This window comes from Pantoea sp. Taur, assembly GCF_009830025.1.
In the GTDB taxonomy this organism is placed as follows: domain Bacteria; phylum Pseudomonadota; class Gammaproteobacteria; order Enterobacterales; family Enterobacteriaceae; genus Pantoea; species Pantoea communis.
The window spans coordinates 36,057-55,585 of the sequence record NZ_SZZZ01000014.1 but is presented as its reverse complement, the minus strand read 5'-3'; the positions used below and the strand labels follow the sequence as shown (position 1 = coordinate 55,585).

Sequence of the window (19,529 nt, the reverse complement as noted above, 5' to 3'; positions counted from 1 at the left end):
GGCTCATTGATACTCAGTCTTAAGCGGCGTGATTTTTCAACTGTGGTGCTGAGGGCTACGCAGCCAGTCGCGGATGCCTGCAGGCGAAACAGTCATCGCTCCACATTTATCTGAGCGAAGCGTTAACTGTGATGCGTGCTGACTAACGCCGTACCGTTATTCTCCGGTATCGGCAACCACGCGCGAATGCGCAATCCGCCATGTTCGCTCTCACCGATCTCCAGCGAGCCTTCATGCGCGTCGATAATACGCTGCACAATCGCCAACCCCAAGCCGGTGCCGCTGGTGCTGCGTGCGCTATCGCCACGTACAAAAGGCTGGAACAGATGCTGAAGCTGATCGGGCTTAATACCCGGACCATCATCTTCCACCTGGAACCAGGCGCGATTCAGTTCCTGACCGCTGCTGACTTTGATCCAGCCGTTACCATAACGCGCGGCATTCACCACCAGATTCGCCACGGCACGCTTAATTGACAGCGGATTGATATCCAGCATCAACTCTTCCGGCATCACCGCATTCTCAATCTCACGCTCATAGCCGCTTTCCGCCGCCACCACTTCGCCTAACACGCTGTTGAGATCGGCGCGTTCGGTCTGCATCTCCTGCCCGGTGCGCAGATAGTCGATGAACTGCTCGATGATGGCGTTGCACTCTTCGATATCTTTATTGATCGACTCGGCCAGATAGCCATCCTGTTCACTCATCATCTCGGTGGCGAGACGAATGCGTGTTAAAGGGGTGCGCAAATCATGACTGACACCCGCCATCAGCAGCGTACGGTCATCGGCAAGCTGTTTGACGCCCGCCGCCATCTGGTTAAAAGCTCGTGTTACGGAACGCACTTCCGATGCGCCATACTCACGCAGCGGAGGAGGAATGATGCCTTTACCGACCTGAAGCGCTGCATGCTCCAGGTCGACCAGGGGTCGGTTCTGAATGCGGATAAACAGCCAGGCACCGCCGATCGCCAGCAACATAATCGCCAGGGTGTAGCGGAACAGTGGCGAGAAATCGCCCTGATGGATTTCAGTCAACGGCACACGCACCCAGATGTCTGGCGACAACCAGGTTTTCAGCCAGACCACGGGGGAATTCTTGTTAACCTCGACACGGACATCGGTCGGGCCACCCAGCTGTTGCGCCATCTGCTCGCTAAGGAATTCGTAATGCTGTGCCCAGCGCAGACCACTCTCTTCCGCCGCCGCGTTGGTGTACAACGAAATACCCAGTTCACGATAAATTTCACGCCGGAAGGCAGGTGGCACTTCCAGTTGCGTGCCATCTTCCAGCTGCAGTCGATCGGTCATCAACATACGCACTTCGTAAGCGAGGACTTTATTGAACTGCTGCAAACTTGGAAGAATGGCGAAATTCAACACCACCAGATAGGTCGTTACCAGGCTGACGAACAGCAAGGTAACGATCAATAACAGGGTGCGGGCAAACGAACTGCGAGGAGAGAAGCGCAATCGCCTCATGCTTTACTGCCGTCCGGAACGAAGACGTAGCCAAGACCCCAAACGGTCTGGATGTAGCGTGGATGCGCCGGATCTTCTTCTACCATGCGGCGCAGACGGGAAATCTGCACGTCGATAGAACGTTCCATCGCACTATATTCACGGCCACGCGCCAGGTTCATCAGCTTATCGCGTGATAACGGTTCGCGCGGATGGCTCACCAGTGCTTTCAGCACTGCAAACTCACCGCTGGTCAGCGGCATTGGCTCATCTTCACGGAACATTTCACGCGTGCCGAGGTTCAGTTTGAACTTACCGAAGGCGATAACCGCTTCTTCCTGTGAAGGCGCACCTGGCAATTCATTGGCCTGACGGCGCAGCACGGCACGAATACGGGCCAGCAGTTCACGTGGGTTAAACGGCTTTGGAATGTAGTCATCAGCACCGATTTCCAGTCCGACAATACGATCCACTTCTTCGCCTTTTGCCGTCACCATAATGATCGGCATCGGGTTGCTCTGGCTGCGCAAACGGCGGCAAATGGACAAGCCATCTTCGCCTGGCAACATCAGATCCAGCACCATTAAATGGAATGATTCACGAGTTAGCAGACGATCCATCTGCTCGGCGTTGGCGACACTGCGCACCTGAAAGCCCTGCTCGGTGAGATAGCGTTCGAGCAGTGCGCGCAAACGCATATCATCATCGACGACCAGAATTTTGTAGTTCTCTTGCATTGTTCAACTCCCAAAGGCGCCATTGCCTGAGTCAATATTGTGTAAAAAAGATGCCTGCATGTGACAGTTATTAATGGTTTATATTCTAGCCGAAATTGTTACAAAGCATATTAAACAGCAGCTTATATTTAATTTAAGCCCTGAAATGCGCGTTGTCTCCCGCTTTTTATCGGGGCTTTCCAGCCGCTTAGCGCTAATCCGAAAATTTACGCGGTTTTCTTTTCGAAAATGGATCACCGGGCCGAAGACCGCTCGTTATCACAGCATTTGGGGCCATTTGGCTTAAGTCGACAGGCCAGAATCATTCGATGGGCGACCATTCGCAGCATAATATCTGGCTCTTTTCGTTTTCAGTGCTCATCTGCTCTCGGAACAATACGCATCTCGCGCCAGATAAGGCCAGTGTTAAATAAAGTCTGATTAATCAGACACTAATAAGCACTTTCTTCCCACACAACGATCTCAGAAACTGCAAGGGTTCCTGCTGATATTGCGCATCTTTGGAGAGAGAAAAATGAAAAAATCTGCGGTCTTGCTGAGTGTACTGGTGCTGGTCAGCCTTTCTCAGGCTCATGCGGCCACCAGCGCGGGTGAAGCGGCGGGAGCCCAGGCCTCCACTACCGCCAAAGGCAATTCAGACGCGATTGGTGTGGGTGCCGTGGGTGCACTGTTAGGGGTGGCACTGGCAACCATGGGCGGCGGTGACAAAGGCACCAGCAGCACATCGACCACCACCGCGACCACGCCAGGCAAATAATCCAAATCTTTCAGGCGCGGCAATGCTGCGGCGCTTCCCCTTTTACGCCAGCCCATTTCGCCACCGGAGAATAAGTTGCACCCAAGGCTTTTTTACCCAAGCCATTATTCTCCGCCTCTTTTTTACTCTGGGTTCTTCACATACTCGATGCAGTTAACAAACCAGACTTTCTGTCCTTCCGGCGTATTCACCACGACTTCGTCATCCACCTCTTTCTTGATCAGCGCACGGGCCATCGGTGAATCAATGGAGATGTAATCCTTAACCGCATCGCCATAGATTTCATCCGGCCCCACAATGCGGAATCGCTTTGCATCACCCTGTTCATTTTCCACCTCAACCCAGGCACCAAAGAACACCTTTCCTTCCTGTTGCGGCGCATAATCGACAATTTTCAGATCGGCGAGGCATTTGCGCAGATAGCGCACACGGCGGTCTATCTGCCGCAACAGGCGCTTGTTGTAGGTGTAATCGGCGTTTTCTGAACGATCACCAAGGCTAGCCGCCCAGGAGACAATTTTTGTGATTTCCGGACGCTTCTCGTTCCACAAATGGTCGTGTTCGGCACGTAATTTGTTATAGCCTTCGCGGGTAATCAGTTGGGTTTTCATGACGTCTACTCGTGATAACAAGGTATCGTTACTGCAAAGAGGCCAACAATAAGCGACTGCTTTGCTCTCAGCAAGGTGTGCACAGCGATGTGCGCGCTGCATTCAGAAAAAGACGGATTCACCTGTCCCCGGCTGGCAATTTGCCGCCCCAATCCGTATAACTGTCCCCTGTTTTCCAACCCTGTGTAAGCATTGTTAATGATGATGAAAGATTCACTGAGCCAGATTATCGCAAGTGAGCTGAAGGCTCGCGCCGACCAGGTTGACGCCGCTGTAAGCTTGCTGGATGAAGGGAACACCGTGCCGTTTATCGCACGTTATCGTAAGGAAGTGACCGGTGGGCTGGATGATACCCAGTTGCGTCAGCTGGAGAGCCGCCTTGGCTATCTGCGTGAGCTGGAAGATCGCCGCCAGTCAATTCTGAAATCCATCGACGAGCAGGGCAAACTCACCCCAGAACTCGCCACGGCCATCAATGGCACGCTGAACAAAACTGAACTGGAAGATCTGTATCTGCCTTATAAGCAGAAACGTCGCACGCGTGGGCAGATCGCCATCGAAGCGGGCCTGGAGCCACTGGCTGAAACGCTATGGAGCGATCCTTCTCAGGAACCCGAGTCATTGGCTGCAAGCTATGTGAATGCGGATAAAGGCGTCGCCGATGTGCGCGCAGCGCTGGATGGCGCACGTTATATCCTGATGGAACGTTTTGCCGAAGACGCCACGCTGCTGGCAAAAGTGCGTGATTATCTGTGGAAAAACGCGCATCTGGTAGCGCGTGTGGTGGAAGGTAAAGAGGAAGAAGGCGCGAAATTCCGCGACTACTTCGATCACCACGAACCTCTCAGTACCGTTCCTTCTCACCGTGCGCTAGCGATGTTCCGTGGTCGCAATGAAGGCGTGCTGCAACTCTCTCTGAACGCCGATCCACAATTCGAAGAAGCGCCGCGCGAAAGCCACGGTGAAACGCTGATCGCCGATCACCTGCAACTGCGTCTGAACAATGCTCCGGCAGACAGCTGGCGTAAAGCGGTGGTGAGCTGGACCTGGCGCATCAAAGTGCTGCTGCATCTCGAAACCGAACTGATGGGCACCATTCGCGAACGCGCAGAAGATGAAGCGATTAACGTATTCGCCCGCAACCTGCACGATTTGTTGATGGCGGCTCCGGCAGGCATGCGCGCCACCATGGGCCTCGATCCGGGCCTGCGTACCGGCGTGAAAGTCGCCGTGGTGGATGCCACCGGCAAACTGGTGGCACATGACACCATCTATCCGCACACCGGGCAGGTGGCGAAAGCCGCATCGGTTGTGGCAGCACTGTGCATCCAACACCAGGTGGAGTTGGTGGCGATTGGTAACGGTACCGCTTCACGTGAAACCGAGCGTTTCTTCCTCGACGTGCAGAAGCAGTTCTCGCAGATCAACGCGCAGAAAGTGATTGTCAGTGAGGCTGGTGCATCGGTCTACTCCGCATCGGAACTGGCCGCGCTGGAATTCCCGGATCTGGATGTTTCCATTCGCGGCGCCGTCTCCATAGCGCGTCGCTTACAGGATCCGCTGGCCGAGCTGGTGAAAATCGATCCGAAATCCATCGGTGTCGGCCAGTATCAGCATGATGTGAGCCAAAGCCAACTGGCGAAGAAGCTGGATGCGGTGGTGGAAGACTGCGTAAACGCCGTCGGCGTGGATCTGAATACCGCTTCAGTCGCCTTGCTGACGCGCGTGGCAGGCTTAACCCGCATGATGGCGCAGAACATTGTCACCTGGCGTGATGAGAACGGCCGCTTCCAGAATCGCCAGCAGTTGCTGAAAGTCAGCCGTCTTGGGCCAAAAGCTTACGAGCAGTGCGCCGGCTTCCTGCGCATCAATCACGGCGATAACCCGCTGGATGCCTCCACCGTGCACCCGGAAGCTTACCCGCTGGTCGAACGTATTCTGGCCGCGACTGAACAGGCGCTGAGCGAGCTGATGGGCAATCCGGGTGGGTTGCGTGATCTCAACGCGCGCGACTTCACCGACGAGCGTTTTGGTCTGCCAACCGTCAACGACATCATGAAAGAGCTGGAAAAACCGGGGCGCGATCCGCGTCCGGAGTTCAAAACCGCACAGTTTGCCGAAGGCGTGGAAACGCTGAACGACCTGCTCCCGGGCATGATTCTGGAAGGCGCGGTCACCAACGTCACCAACTTTGGTGCTTTCGTGGATATCGGCGTGCATCAGGATGGTCTGGTGCACATCTCTTCACTGTCAGACAAGTTCGTCGAAGATCCCCATCAGGTGGTGAAAGCGGGCGATATCGTCAAAGTGAAGGTGATGGAAGTGGATATGCAGCGTAAGCGCATCGCCCTCACCATGCGTCTTGACGAACAGCCCGGCGAGAGCAATGCGCGCGGCGGCAATAATCGCAGCAGCGGCAAAGAGAATGCACGTCCCGCCGCTAACAGCAAAGGACGCGGTAAACCTGCCAATGCACCTGCAGGTAACAGCGCGATGGGTGATGCGCTGGCAGCAGCATTTGGCAAAAAACGCTAACGCCCAGCCCTGAATAACGCGCGGAGACAGCTTCGCTCCGCGCGTACACATTTGATAAATCCCCTCATCCGTCTACGCTGAAAAAATCCGTGTGAAAAAATGACCTTCCGCGTGGCCCAACGATCTGATGGACATAATCAACGCCCTACTTGATGAGATTTACGCAGGCCGCTTCCCCGTCGCCGCACGTGAGCGTCTGCTTTCCCACATTCGTGCAGCGCGAGATACCGCTAAACTGCCACGCAAAGCCCACTGGGATGAAAAGGATGTGGTGCTGATTAGCTACGCGGATCAGTTCCGTGAATCCGATCAGCCCACGCTCGCCAGCTTCTCGCTCTTCTATCAGCAGCATCTGCAATCCACTTTTAGCCTGGTGCATCTGCTGCCGTTCTTTCCCTACTCTTCCGACGATGGCTTCTCCGTGATTGATTATCACCAGGTGAATCCTCTCTGTGGCGAGTGGCAGCATATCGCAGCGCTGCACAGTGAAACCCGGCTGATGTTCGATTTCGTCTGCAACCATATGTCGGCGCACAGCCAATGGTTTCGCCACTTTCTGGCGCAGGATCCCGGCTGGGACGACTTCTTTATTAGCATGCCACCGGCCACCGATCTCAGCGCCGTGACGCGTCCCCGCACCTCGCCGTTGCTCACGCCCTTTGAGATGGCTGATGGTGAGACATGCTTTATCTGGACCACATTTAGCGCCGATCAAATCGACCTTAACTTTGCCAATCCTGAAGTGCTGATTCGCATGGTCGACGTATTGCTGGATTACCTGGACAAAGGCGCCGATTACGTTCGCCTTGATGCAGTGGGATATATGTGGAAGACGCCGGGTACAAATTGTATTCACCTGCCCAAGACCCACCTGCTGGTGAAGCTGTTTCGCGCCATCGCTAACGAAGTCGCACCGGGCACGGTGATCGTCACGGAAACCAATGTGCCGCACAAGGACAACATCAGCTATTTTGGTAACGGGCACGACGAAGCGCAGATGGTGTATCAGTTTTCACTGCCGCCGCTGGTGCTCCATGCCATTCATTCAGGGTCCGCACGCGCGCTGCGTCAATGGGCCAGCACGCTGGGCACCGGTAACGGCACCACCACGTTCTTCAACTTCCTTGCCTCGCACGATGGCATTGGCCTCAATCCTGCGCGCGGTATTTTGTCTGAAGTGGAGATCGTAGCACTGGTGCGAGATTTGGCGCTGGAAGGGGCGCTGGTGTCTTATAAAAACAATCCCGATGGCACCACCAGCCCTTACGAAATTAACGTCACCTATTTCGATGCTCTCAACCAGCAGAATGATGACGATGACACGCGTCTGCGCCGATTCCTGCTGGCACACGCCATTCTGCTCGCCTTTCCGGGCGTGCCGGCGATCTATATCCAAAGTATTCTGGGATCGCGCAACGACAATGAAGGCGTGCGCGCGGCAGGACACAACCGCGCCATCAATCGCCAGAAATACAGTTTGCGTGAAATGGAACAGTGGATCAGCGGCGATGACCCATTGCGTCAGCAGGTGTATGAACGACTCAGCGCATTGATCCAGCTGCGCACCCGCCAGAGTGCGTTCCACCCGGATAATGCGATGACGCTACTGGAGAGTGAAAATACCGTGCTGATGTTGCGACGACATGCGCCAGGCAGTGATGACGGGCTCTTGTGCGTGTTTAATCTCAGCAGCCGGGAAGTCACCACGCATCTGCCACAGACGCGACATTTTCAGGATGTGATCAGCGGCGAGAAGATCGACGGCAGCCAGCCGATGACACTGGCTGCGTGGCAATTTATGTGGCTGCGTGGATAAACTGCTGCACTTGCTGACAAAACGCATCAGGATGAGAGATAAAGGGAGCGTGGGCGGCCTTCTCCATCACAACCGATGGCGACGCCGGCCAGCGCGCATCGAGCTCCGCCGCAATGCGACGCGGCACCAGGCCGTCGAGTGCTCCATAGATACGCATAAACGGCAGCGCAAGATTATCCAGCGCCGTACGCAGATCGTCCTGTCGCAAAATCTCCAACCCACCCTCCAGCACCGCGACCGAAGGCATTGGCTGCGATAGCACCACGTCTTTGAGCTGACGTGCATCCTGGCGCGCGTTTTCCGTACCCATGGTTTGCAAGGCCAGGAAACGTTCTACGGTGCGCTGGAAATCATTGCTCAGCTGCTGCTGGAAGCTCTCCAGCGTCTCAGGCTTGATGCCCGGCCAATCCTCGTGCGCGGTAAAACAGGGCGACGACGCCACACTAATCAGCGCGGTGACACGTTCAGGCTGCGTCAGTGCAATCTGGCTGGCAACCAGTCCCCCCAGCGACCAACCGAGCAACACTGCACGCTCAGGAAGTTGTGGAAGCAGTTGTTGAGCCATGTCGGCTAAGGTCAGTGCACCAAATCCCTGGCTGCGGCCAAAGCCAGGCAGATCCACCAGGTGCAGACGAAAATGCGGGCTGAGTCGTGGAACAATGTTCTGCCACACTTCGGCATTCAATCCCCAGCCGTGCAGCAGCACAAGATCGCGATCGCCTGTGCCTGTGGTGTGCCAGTAAAGCGAACTCATCGGTTACACTCCCGAAAAGTGAAAAGAGGCCGCTATGCTATCAATCCCTGCCCTGTGTTGGCTATGCCGCCTGCCATTACAGATTGCCAGACACGGGCTATGCAGCCGCTGTGTGCAACAAATCCCGGCGCTGCCCGCGATCTGCCCCTGCTGTGCACTGCCGGCCAGCGGCACCCGATTGTGCGGCCGCTGTCTGCGTCGTCCACCGCCGTGGCACAGCCTGACTTGCGTGAGTGATTACCTGCCGCCGCTGAGCGATTGGGTCATCCAGCTGAAATTTTCTCGGGCAACCGCACTCAGAGTGATGCTGGCACGACTCCTTTTGTTAAAATTGTTAAATAGTCGCCGCGATAACCTTACGCCGCGCATCGATTTGGTGTTGAGTGTGCCGTTACATCGGCGTCGTGCCTGGCAGCGTGGCTATAATCAGGCTGAGCTGCTGGCAAAGCCGCTGGCACACTGGCTAGGTTGTGAATATCGTGCGGGGGTGCGCCGCAGACGGCGGGGGTTGGTCCAGCATGCGTTGCGCGCTTCTGCGCGGAAAAAGAATCTGCGCGGGGCCTTTTCCCTTGAAATGCCGGTGCGCGGACGCCATATCCTGCTCATCGACGATGTGGTTACCACCGGAAGCACGGTGGCAGAAATCAGCCGCATTTTGCTGGCGCAAGGCGCGGCCAGCGTGCATATTGGCTGCCTGTGCCGTACCTTGTAGAGCGTCGGCGTTGGGCGTATTATAACCAAGTAATTTAGTCAACTATTGAGCAATCGCCATGATCGTTATTACTGATGCTGCGCAAGAGCACTTCTCAAAATTGCTGTCAAAACAAGAAGATGGCACACAAATTCGCGTATTCGTCATTAATCCGGGTACGCCAACCGCGGAATGCGGTGTTTCTTACTGCCCACCCGATGCAGTAGAAGCCACTGATACTGAAATGAAGTTCGAAAAGCTGTCAGCCTATGTTGATGAGTTGAGCGCGCCTTATCTGGAAGATGCTGAGATCGATTTTGTCACCGATAACCTCGGTTCCCAGCTGACGCTGAAAGCGCCAAACGCCAAGATGCGTAAAGTGTCTGATGATGCGCCAATGGTTGAGCGCGTGGAGTATCTGCTGCAAGCGCAGATCAACCCACAGCTGGCGGGTCACGGTGGTCGTGTATCCCTGATGGAAATCACCGATGACGGTTACGCGATTCTGCAGTTTGGCGGCGGCTGTAACGGCTGTTCAATGATCGACGTCACGCTGAAAGATGGCATCGAGAAAGAGTTGCTGGCGGCCTTCCCTGAGCTGAAAGGTGTGCGTGACCTCACTGAACACCAGCGCGGCGAGCACTCTTACTATTGATTTTCTTGCGGCAGCGCTCCGGCGCTGCCGCAGATTTCTACCTCGCTTTGCGTCCGTCATTCACCGCTGTCAGAACTTGCTTCACGGCTTTGTCGGCAAACATCTCTTCCAGCGTGACACATAACTTGCGCCGCCAGTTGGGATACTCATCCACTGTGCCAGGCACGTTGACCGGCATTGTCATGCCGAGCCAATCTTCCGGCTGCAATCCCAGTAATGCGCTCTCCGTGCGGGCCAGGTAACGGTGCATCGCCACATTGATCGCCGGCGTCAGCGGTTGCTTCAACGCAGGTAGACGACTGCGAGCTGGCATGGCCCCCGCCAGCTGTAAAGCATCCAGCAATGCCTGCTTTTGTGCCGTGCGCTGCTGTTGCAGGGAGTGCAGCACACTATCGCGGTACATGCCGAGCTTTTCACCTAAAGCCAAATCTTCCGCCTGCCAGAATCCGCTCAACGTGGGCAAATCATGAGTACTGGCACTGGCAATCGACTGTCGAGGATAAGCCGAAGGCTGGCGGTAGCGGCCATCGCGCTCCTGTTCGAAGAACAGCACTTTCCACGAGAAAATGCCGTGGCTGCGCATCATGCGAACGATGATCGGCGGCACAATGCCCAGATCCTCGCCGATCACCATGCAGCGATGGCGCTGACTTTCCAGCGCCAGAATCGCCATCAAATCGTCCACTGGATATGACACATAGGCGCCTTTATCCGCTGTCTCACCATACGGAATCCACCACAGCCGCAATAACGCCATCACGTGATCGATACGCAACGCGCCGCAATCACGCATATTGGCGCGCAATAAATCGATAAAAGGCTGATAGCCGCGCGCGCGCATCTCGTGCGGATCAAGCGGCGGCAACGCCCAGTTTTGCCCCAATGGCCCCAGGCGATCCGGCGGTGCCCCCACCGAAGCCCCCAGCTTATACAACTGCGGGTCCTGCCAGGTTTCTGCGCTGTGCTGCGCCACACCGACCGCCAAATCCCGGTACAATCCCACCGTCATGCCGAGCTGCTGGCTACGCTGCCAGCAGGCGGCAAATTGCTGCTGCGCCAGCCACTGCAACCAACACCAGAATTGAATCTCGTCCTCATGTGCAGCACACCATTGCTGAACTTCTGGCTGATGGGCATTGCGCCAGGTTTCCGGCCATGACGCCCAACCCCACTCCTTCTCCTGCTGAGCGCTGCGTTCTGCCAGAATGCCGTCAAACGCCGCCTGATAGCGCAGATGATCGCCGCCCTCGGCGACAAATTGCAGGAATTCCTGCTCAGGCTGATAATGCTGCCAGGACAGGCGTAGCGCGGTGATTTTCAACTCAGCCACCGCTCGATAATCGACATAGTCAGTGGCGCGCGCGGCTTGCAGAGCCTTGCGCGTTTTGGCGAGTTTCCACCAGCGCTGTGCTTCAGCGCTTTGAGCGAATGCCGCCACCTGATTAACGTCGATATACAGCATATTCAGCCAGCGACGCGAGGTGGGGCTATAAGGGCTGGCGTGGTCAGGCTGCGCAGGATAAAGCGCGTGTAGCGGGTTGAGGCCAACAAAATCGCCTCCGTGAGCGGCGATCTGCTCCAGCATTTGCGCAAGATCGCCAAAATCACCGATCCCCCAATTGCGATCGGATCGCAGCGTATAAAGCTGCACCAGCGCTCCCCAGCGTTTGTCGCCTTGCGCTAGCGGTTCGGATAAATAGCAGCGACGTGGCGCGATAATAATGCGCGAGTGCCACTGCTGACGTCCTTGCCGCAAGGTCAAACGGTGATAACCCTGCGCCAGACGCGGCGGCAACGCGAAGGCTTCCCCCGCCTGTAGCGTGCCACTGTAAGTTTTGCCCCGTTCGGTCTCAAACTGCCAGCTAAACTCGCCTTTGCCCTGCGGGCAACACTGACGCGGACGGCGCGGAGTGAAAACCAGCACCGGTGGCAGTGGTGGCGTTTTACCTTCCGGCGTATTCATCACCGCCAGCAGTGCACGTTTGGTGTCGTCGCTAATGCGCACCCGCTCACCGTTCGCATTGGTAAAATCTACCGCAATACCCGCTTCCTGCGCGGCCTGATCCAGTTTGCTGAACGTCATCACGTCTCCTTGGGTGCAGTGCGCATCAATACGTATCCGACGAAAACCTTATCGAAACCATGTCGAGCGGCCATCAATAGCGAGCTGGAAATCAGCGCGCGGCCTGCCAGATGCGTTGCTGGTAATCGCGAATCGAACGATCGGAACTGAATCGCCCGGTGCGCGCGGTGTTGAGAATCGCCGCTTTAGTCCAGGCTTCCGGGTTCTTCCACAAGGCTTCAACCTGTTGCTGCGCGTCGAGATAAGCGTCGAAATCGGCCAGCACCAGCCAGGGATCGCCACCTTTGGTCAGGCTGGTGAGCAGCATATCGAATGCCTGCTTATCACCTTCGCTGAACTTGCCCTTCTCCAGATCTTTCAACAATCCATCCAGATACTTATTCTGCTTGCGCAGTTTTTTCGGGCTGTAACCGTTGGCTTTGAGCGCCTTAACCTCATCCACCGTATTGCCGAAGATAAAGATGTTCTTCTCGCCCACCGCTTCGGCGATTTCGACGTTCGCACCATCCAGCGTGCCAATGGTCAGCGCGCCGTTCAGCGCCAGCTTCATATTCCCGGTGCCGGACGCTTCATAACCGGCGGTCGAGATTTGCTCCGAGAGATCGGCTGCCGGAATCATCAACTCGGCGGCGGTAATGCGATAGTCAGGGATAAACACGACTTTTAACCGATCGCCGACTTTCGGGTCGTTATTGATCACTTCAGCCACTTTGTTGATGGCGTAGATGATGTTCTTGGCAAGGTAGTAGCCCGGCGCGGCCTTGGCACCGAACAGGAATACGCGCGGCACAAAGTCGGGATTATCAGGATTGTCCCGCAGCTGACGATAGCAGTGCAGCATATGCAGCAGGCTGAGGTGCTGACGTTTGTACTCGTGTAGCCGCTTAATCTGCACATCGAACAGCGCATCAGGATTCACATCAATGCCGGTCACGCGTTTGATGTATACAGTCAGGCGCAGCTTGTTCTGCTGCTTGATGGTGCGGAACTGCTGACGGAAAGCTTTTTTACGCGCATAGGGCGCCAGCCACTCCAGCGCATCCAGATCGTTGGCCCACTCCACCTGCAACGTTTCATCAATCAGGTTCGACAGCAGCGGATTGCACTGCTTCAACCAGCGGCGCGGCGTGATGCCATTGGTCACATTATGGAATTTGTTTGGCCACAGAAGGTGGTATTCCGGGAACAGATCCTTCACCACCAGCTCAGAGTGCAGCGCAGCCACGCCATTCACGGCGAAACAGCTCACCACACACAGGTTCGCCATACGCACCTGTCCATCAGCCACCACCGCCAGCTTTTGCCATGTCGCGCTATCGCCGGGCCACTGCTTCTTGACGATTTTTTTCAGACGCTGGTTAATTTCGCGGATGATCAGCATATGGCGCGGCAGCAGATCGCGCACCAGCGACTCATCCCAACGCTCCAGCGCTTCCGGCATCAAGGTGTGATTGGTATAGGCGAAAACGCGGCTGGTGATGTGCCAGGCTTCATCCCAACTCAACTGATGCTCATCCAGCAGGATACGCAGCATCTCCGGGATGGCGATAGTGGGATGCGTGTCGTTGAGCTGGATGACTTCAAAATCGGGCAAGGTGTGGATCGAGCGCCCGGCAAGATGGTGGCGGCGCAGAATATCGCCCACCGCACAGGCGCACTGGAAATATTGCTGCATCAGGCGCAGGCGTTTACCTTCTGCGTGATTATCATTGGGATACAGCACCTTGGTGAGTTTGTCAGCATCAATGCCGGGCTGTTCGGCCTGCAGGAACTTGCCATCATTGAACAGGGTGAGATCGAACGGATGCACGCTGGTGGCTTGCCACAAACGTAACGGCAGCGTCACACCATTACGGTAGCCGACCACCGGCAAATCCCAGGCTTCACCTTTAAGATGAAATTTAGGTCGCCACTGTAGCGAGCCATCGCTGTTTTTCTTCACTTTGCCGCCGATGCCAACCTGCACATCCTGCGCGGCGTTATGGCGAAACCACGGATAACTGTTGCGCTGCCAGTCGTCCGGCGCCTCTTTTTGCTGGCCATCGTCAAAGGTCTGGCGGAACAAACCGTACTGATAATTAAGGCCATGTCCCATCGCGGCCTGCCCGACAGTGGCCATCGAGTCCATGTAACACGCGGCCAGGCGCCCCAATCCACCGTTTCCGAGCGCCGGATCCACCTCTTCCTCCAGCAACTCACTGAGTTCTACCTGATGCGCTGCCAGCGCTTCCTTCACCTCGTCGTACCAACCCAGATTCAGCAAGTTGTTGCCGGTCAGGCGGCCGATAAGAAACTCCATCGACAGATAGTTCACATGGCGTTGGCCTGCGCGCGGTGTGGCGGGCGGCTGCGTGGCGAGCATCTCGGTCAGCACACGGCTTAATGCCTGCCACCACTGATGCGGTGTCATTTGCTGGGCGGAGGTGAGTCCAAGGTGCTGCCATTGGCGGGTAAGTGCGGCGTCGAAACGTGTTTTATTAAATTTTTGCTGCGACATATCAATCCCTTCGAGTCCGTTAACGGTAAAGACGGGCGAGCGCATAACCAGAAAGGATAAGTAAAGCCGGGGGCGAAGAAAAAAGCGACAGAGAAATGCGGATGGAGGGAAAAAAAGTGGATTTACGCGTGGCGCGCAACCAGATGCCATCCTGCGGGCGGCACAGCAACCGCCCCGACAGGATGGATTAGCAGAGTTCGAGATGGACTTCGTGTTGCTCAATCACCTTCAGCACGCTGGCGGGCGGCGTCTGATCGGTATACATGTAGTCAATCAGGCTCATATTCCCCAGGTTCACCATTGCATTACGGCCAAATTTCGAATGGTCCACCACCAACATCACGCAGCGTGAGTTTTCGATTATCGCGCGTTTGGTGCGGACTTCGTGGTAATCGAACTCCAGCAGTGAGCCATCCATATCGATGCCGCTGATGCCGAGAATGCCGTAATCGAGGCGAAACTGGGAGATGAAATCCAGCGTCGCTTCACCCATGATGCCGCCATCCCGCGTACGCACTTCGCCGCCAGCGATGATGACGCGGAAATCCGGCTTCGCCATCAGCAAAATCGCCACATTGAGGTTGTTGGTCACCACGCGCAGATTGTTGTGATTCAGCAACGCATGCGCCACCGCTTCCGGCGTAGTGCCGATATCGATAAACAACGTGGCACCATCCGGGATCTGGCTCGCCACACGCTCGGCGATGCGCGCTTTTTCCGCTGACCACATCATTTTGCGGTCCTGCCATGCGGTGTTTTCAGAGCTGGAAGGCAGCGCCGCGCCGCCGTGATGGCGCTGGATTTTATTCTGATCGGCTAGATCGTTCAGGTCACGCCGAATGGTTTGCGGGCTCACCTCAAAGTGATCCACCAGCTCTTCCGTACTGACATATCCCTGGCGTCGCACCAAATCGATAATGGCGTCATGACGTTGCGTCTGCTTCACATCTCTCTCCTCGGCTCAGAGCCGTTTTCTTTTTATACCTGCTACCGACGAGCCACATTGCGCGTATCGACAAACGCCATGGCCAGGCCGACCAGCAAGCCGGTGACATGTGCAGCGTTAGCAATCGACAGCCCAAAAGCGCCGTACCAGCCAATAATCAGCCATACAATAGCGAAGCCCATCAGACCACGCTCCAGATAAATGCCACTTTCGGGATCGCGCTCGCCACGCAGCCAGCAATAACCCATCAGCGCATACACCACGCCCGATAGTCCGCCGAACAGCACACCGCTGAATTTGGCCTGCATCCAGCCGCTCAACAGCGCGGAAATGAGCATAATCACAAACAGCTTACCGCTGCCAATACGCTTTTCCACTGCGCCACCGAGATACCACCACCACATCAGATTGAACAGGATGTGCAGCAGTGAGAAGTGCAACAACGCATGGCTAAACCAGCGCCACACCTGGAAATACTGTGAGGAGTCAGCAGGCCACGCCAGCCAATCCAGCGCCACATCATCACCGACAATCTGCATCATGATGAACACCGCCACGCAGGCGATCATGATCGTCATGGTGAGCGGGCCTGCGCGTTCACGAATATTCGCCCAGATGTTGCTGCGTTCATAGCGCAAGCCACTTTCGGTACTGCCTGTGTGCCAGCTGGCGGCCTGATAGCGCGGATGATTAGGGTCGCGTACGAACTGGGCAAGTTCGTTTTCAACCATCTCCAGTCTGCCTTCATCATCCAGCATAATGACATAGTGGCTTTCGCGCTCAATTCGCAGCGTGACGCCGCGCGTTGCCATGTAATCCACAAACGCCTGCGCCATACGTGGGTTGTTGAACTGTGTGATGCGCATCGTGCGGGTTCTCCTTCCTTTGTGTGATCGTCTCAGACGCTACCAGTATCTACCTGCGAGGGGAACACGGCGCGCCAGGCGTCAAAACCGCCATCGATGCTATACGCGGCATTGAATCCCTGCCCTAACAGGAACTGTGCTGCACCTTTGCTGCTGTTGCCGTGATAGCACATCACCAGCACCGGCAGCTCATGATTCGCCTGCGCGATAAAGTCCGCCAGATTGTCGTTCGACAGATGTAACGAGCCTGTCGCGTGGCCCATGGCATAGCTTTGTGGGTCGCGAATGTCCACCAGCTGCGCGCCTTGTGCCAGGTGCTCGTTAGCCTGCTGAACCGAAATACATTCGAAGTTTTCCATGGTGTCTCTCATAAGGTCGTCACAATTAGCGCCTAGTTTAACCTGAGAATCCGTCGCGATAACCTGACAAAAGTTATGGCTATGGATTTTTTTTCCTGCAGGAATGTTAGCTATATCACGCAAAAATGTTTTTATTGAGTTAAGCGCTGGCATCAATGTTGGTTTCCGATTATTATTACGCTCGAAAACGAACATTTTAGAACTATTCCGAACATCGGAGGAGATGACGTGGAAACCAAAGACCTGATCGTGATCGGCGGCGGCATTAACGGAGCCGGCATTGCAGTGGACGCTGCAGGACGCGGACTGTCAGTGCTGATGCTGGAGGCGCGGGATTTGGCCTGTGCAACCTCCTCCAACAGCTCTAAATTAATCCACGGTGGCCTGCGCTACCTGGAACATTACGAATTCCGTCTGGTGGGCGAAGCGCTGGCTGAACGTGAAGTGCTGCTGAAAATGGCACCGCACATTGCCTTCCCAATGCGCTTCCGCTTGCCACATCGCCCGCATCTGCGTCCGGCGTGGATGATCCGTCTTGGCCTGTTTATGTACGACCGCCTGGGTAAACGCACCACCTTACCGGGCAGTAAAGGCCTGCGTTTTGGCGCGGAATCGGCCCTTAAGCCTGAGATCACGCGCGGATTCGAATATTCTGACTGCTGGGTGGATGATGCGCGCATGGTCGTGCTCAACGCGCAGGAAGTGGTGAAACAGGGTGGCGAAGTGCGCACCCGCACCCGCGTCAACCGTGCATGGCGCGAAGGCGGTCTCTGGATGGTGGAAGCGGAAGATATCGATACCGGCAAAATTTTCACCTGGCGCGCTAAAGGCCTGGTCAACGCCGCTGGTCCATGGGTGAAGCAACTGTTCGACGATGGTCTGAAACTGAAATCACCTTATGGCATTCGTCTGATCAAAGGCAGCCACATTGTGGTGCCGCGCGTACACCGTGAAAAGCAGGCTTATATCCTGCAGAACGAAGATAACCGTATCGTGTTTGTGATTCCGTGGATGGACGAGTTCTCTATCATCGGTACGACGGATGTGGAGTACAAAGGCGATCCGAAAGAGGTGAAGATCGATGACAACGAAATCAGCTATCTGCTGAAAGTGTTTAACGGACACTTCAAACAGCAGCTGAGCAAAGATGACATCGTCTGGACTTATTCTGGTGTGCGTCCGCTGTGTGATGACGAATCGGATTCACCGCAGGCCATCACCCGTGATTACACGCTGGATGTGCATGACGACAATGGCCAGGCGCCGCTGCTGTCGGTGTTTGGCGGTAAGCTGACCACCTATCGTAAGCTGGCAGAGCACGCACTGGAGAAACTGGCGAAGTACTATCCCAACGCCGGCCCAGCCTGGACTAAATCAGCAGTACTGCCGGGCGGTGATTTCTCTGGCACCCGTGAAGATTACGCCGCAGGCTTACGTCGTCGTTATCCGTTTATCAGCGAAGGCATGGCGCGCCACTTTGCCCGTACCTACGGTAGCCGCACCGAAGAACTGCTGGCAGGCGCAAGCAGTCTGGCGGATCTGGGCGAGAACTTCGGTCACGAGTTTTATGAAGCTGAATTGCGCTACCTGGTGAAAAACGAGTGGGTGCGCGAACTGGATGACGCAATCTGGCGTCGTACCAAACAAGGTATGTGGCTGACAGAAGCCGAGCAGGCACGCATTCGTGAGTGGCTGGCGGTCAACGGTCAGAAACCGGCGCTGTCGCTGGCTTCATAATCCAGGCCAAATAGAAAGGCCGTTATCCTGCAAGGGATAACGGCCTTTTTTATTGTGTCTGACGGTCAAAAGAGCGCGATAAATCGCGCATCATTGAACTTATAAGCCGGTATTCTCGCGAATATATTTACGCGCTTTCACCGCATATTCGAACGGATTGGCCAGCGCCGGATCCTGTTCCGCTTCCACCACCATCCAGCCTTTGTAGCCGTAATCGTCGAGGATTTTGAACACCGGTTTGAAATCAATCACGCCGTCGCCCGGCACGGTGAAGGTGCCTTTCTTCACGCCATCGAGGAACGACAGTGATTTTTCACGCACTTCCGCCACCACGCTGTCACGCACATCTTTCAGGTGCACGTGGAAAATACGTGGCAGATATTTGGTCAGCACATCCAGCATCGCTTGCTGTGAGCCTTCGGAGTAGTAGATGTGGCCAGTGTCATACAGCAGGCCGACATTCTGATTGGTCGATTCCATAAAGCGATCGATTTCCGCTGGAGTCTGAATGCCGGTCCCCATGTGATGGTGAAGCGTTACGCGCATGCCCTTCTTCGCCGCGATCTCAGCCAACTCGTTGTAGCCTTCCGCTGTCAGACGCCACTCTTCGTCAGTGAAGATCGGCTTCTGCTCCAGCACTGCCAGCGTGGTGCCCTGAATGCTTTTACTCTGCTCAGAGCAGCCAATCACGCGCGCGCCCATGGCGTGCAGGAAGTTCATGTGCTGGGTGAACTCGTCGATGGTTTTCGCCTTGTCGCCGTTGGCGAAGAAGGTGCTGAACCAGGCATTGCAGATCTGAATACCGCGAATTTCCAGCATCGGTTTCAGCACTGCCGGATCTTTCGGATATTTGCTGCCGACCTCACTGCCGGTAAAGCCTGCCAGCGCCATTTCACTCACGGTTTGCTGGAAGGTGTTTTCGCTGCCCAGCTCTGGCATGTCATCGTTGGTCCAGCCGATTGGCGCAATCGCCAGTTTTACATTGTCTTTGTTCATTTCAATTCCCTGATTCTGAGAGAGAAGTG

Annotated in this window: 16 protein-coding genes; 6 read left to right on the top strand and 10 right to left on the bottom strand. The window is 55.6% G+C overall.

Features of this window, described 5'->3' with window-relative positions; translation table 11 throughout:
- Window positions 1–122: 122 nt before the first annotated feature.
- Together envZ and ompR are read right to left on the bottom strand one after the other, a co-directional pair.
- Complete coding sequence (gene envZ, locus FD744_RS17910) at window positions 123–1,481, bottom strand: two-component system sensor histidine kinase EnvZ (RefSeq protein WP_058960579.1); 1,359 nt, start codon at window positions 1,479–1,481, stop codon at window positions 123–125.
- The gene (ompR, locus tag FD744_RS17905; protein ID WP_001157751.1) at window positions 1,478–2,197 is read right to left on the bottom strand and encodes a two-component system response regulator OmpR; all 720 of its coding nucleotides are present in this window, start codon (window positions 2,195–2,197) and stop codon (window positions 1,478–1,480) included. The genes envZ and ompR overlap by 4 nt, the downstream gene beginning before the upstream one ends.
- A gap of 514 nt (window positions 2,198–2,711) precedes the next feature.
- On the opposite strand from ompR, the gene yjbE reads away from it, so the two are divergent.
- The gene (gene yjbE, locus FD744_RS17900; RefSeq protein WP_160868896.1) at window positions 2,712–2,954 is read left to right on the top strand and encodes an exopolysaccharide production protein YjbE; all 243 of its coding nucleotides are present in this window, start codon (window positions 2,712–2,714) and stop codon (window positions 2,952–2,954) included.
- A gap of 122 nt (window positions 2,955–3,076) precedes the next feature.
- Here yjbE and greB read toward each other — a convergent pair whose 3' ends face one another.
- Entirely contained in the window at window positions 3,077–3,565 is a 489-nt protein-coding gene (gene greB / locus FD744_RS17895) for a transcription elongation factor GreB (RefSeq protein ID WP_097119380.1), read from the bottom strand.
- A 204-nt stretch (window positions 3,566–3,769) separates the two neighbouring features.
- Between greB and FD744_RS17890 the strand changes: the two genes are divergently transcribed.
- A complete protein-coding gene (locus FD744_RS17890) occupies window positions 3,770–6,100 on the top strand; it encodes a Tex family protein (RefSeq protein WP_160868926.1) in 2,331 nt (776 codons plus the stop codon).
- A gap of 127 nt (window positions 6,101–6,227) precedes the next feature.
- Window positions 6,228–7,916: an alpha-amylase family glycosyl hydrolase gene (locus FD744_RS17885; protein ID WP_160868895.1), complete on the top strand. Its 1,689-nt coding sequence runs from the start codon at window positions 6,228–6,230 to the stop codon at window positions 7,914–7,916.
- Here the strand turns inward: FD744_RS17885 and bioH are convergent.
- Window positions 7,897–8,670, bottom strand: coding sequence for a pimeloyl-ACP methyl ester esterase BioH (gene bioH / locus FD744_RS17880; RefSeq protein ID WP_160868894.1), 774 nt, complete (start codon window positions 8,668–8,670; stop codon window positions 7,897–7,899). The genes FD744_RS17885 and bioH overlap by 20 nt on opposite strands.
- 34 nt (window positions 8,671–8,704) lie before the next feature.
- On the opposite strand from bioH, the gene gntX reads away from it, so the two are divergent.
- Both gntX and nfuA read left to right on the top strand, forming a co-directional pair.
- Window positions 8,705–9,382, top strand: coding sequence for a DNA utilization protein GntX (gene gntX / locus FD744_RS17875; protein ID WP_034819674.1), 678 nt, complete (start codon window positions 8,705–8,707; stop codon window positions 9,380–9,382).
- Between the two features lie 58 nt (window positions 9,383–9,440).
- On the top strand, window positions 9,441–10,016 hold the full coding sequence (gene nfuA / locus FD744_RS17870; protein WP_034819678.1) for a Fe-S biogenesis protein NfuA: 576 nt from the start codon (window positions 9,441–9,443) through the stop codon (window positions 10,014–10,016).
- Between the two features lie 37 nt (window positions 10,017–10,053).
- On the opposite strand, the gene malQ is transcribed toward nfuA, so the two are convergent.
- From malQ to glpE, 5 genes are all read right to left on the bottom strand, one after another.
- Complete coding sequence (malQ, locus tag FD744_RS17865) at window positions 10,054–12,099, bottom strand: 4-alpha-glucanotransferase (RefSeq protein WP_160868893.1); 2,046 nt, start codon at window positions 12,097–12,099, stop codon at window positions 10,054–10,056.
- Window positions 12,100–12,190: 91 nt separating this feature from the next.
- Window positions 12,191–14,596, bottom strand: a complete 2,406-nt coding sequence (malP, locus tag FD744_RS17860) for a maltodextrin phosphorylase (protein WP_160868892.1) — start codon at window positions 14,594–14,596, stop codon at window positions 12,191–12,193.
- A gap of 187 nt (window positions 14,597–14,783) precedes the next feature.
- The gene (locus FD744_RS17855) at window positions 14,784–15,542 is read right to left on the bottom strand and encodes a DeoR/GlpR family transcriptional regulator (RefSeq protein WP_034819687.1); all 759 of its coding nucleotides are present in this window, start codon (window positions 15,540–15,542) and stop codon (window positions 14,784–14,786) included.
- Between the two features lie 41 nt (window positions 15,543–15,583).
- The gene (gene glpG, locus FD744_RS17850) at window positions 15,584–16,408 is read right to left on the bottom strand and encodes a rhomboid family intramembrane serine protease GlpG (protein ID WP_034819691.1); all 825 of its coding nucleotides are present in this window, start codon (window positions 16,406–16,408) and stop codon (window positions 15,584–15,586) included.
- A gap of 32 nt (window positions 16,409–16,440) precedes the next feature.
- Window positions 16,441–16,767 (bottom strand): thiosulfate sulfurtransferase GlpE, encoded by a 327-nt coding sequence (gene glpE, locus FD744_RS17845; protein ID WP_034819693.1) that lies wholly within the window; start codon window positions 16,765–16,767, stop codon window positions 16,441–16,443.
- Between the two features lie 228 nt (window positions 16,768–16,995).
- Here glpE and glpD point away from each other — a divergent pair, with 228 nt between their 5' ends.
- A complete protein-coding gene (glpD, locus tag FD744_RS17840; protein ID WP_160868891.1) occupies window positions 16,996–18,504 on the top strand; it encodes a glycerol-3-phosphate dehydrogenase in 1,509 nt (502 codons plus the stop codon).
- Window positions 18,505–18,603: 99 nt separating this feature from the next.
- Here glpD and iolE read toward each other — a convergent pair whose 3' ends face one another.
- Window positions 18,604–19,500: a myo-inosose-2 dehydratase gene (iolE, locus tag FD744_RS17835; RefSeq protein ID WP_034819699.1), complete on the bottom strand. Its 897-nt coding sequence runs from the start codon at window positions 19,498–19,500 to the stop codon at window positions 18,604–18,606.
- Between the last annotated feature and the right edge of the window lie 29 nt (window positions 19,501–19,529).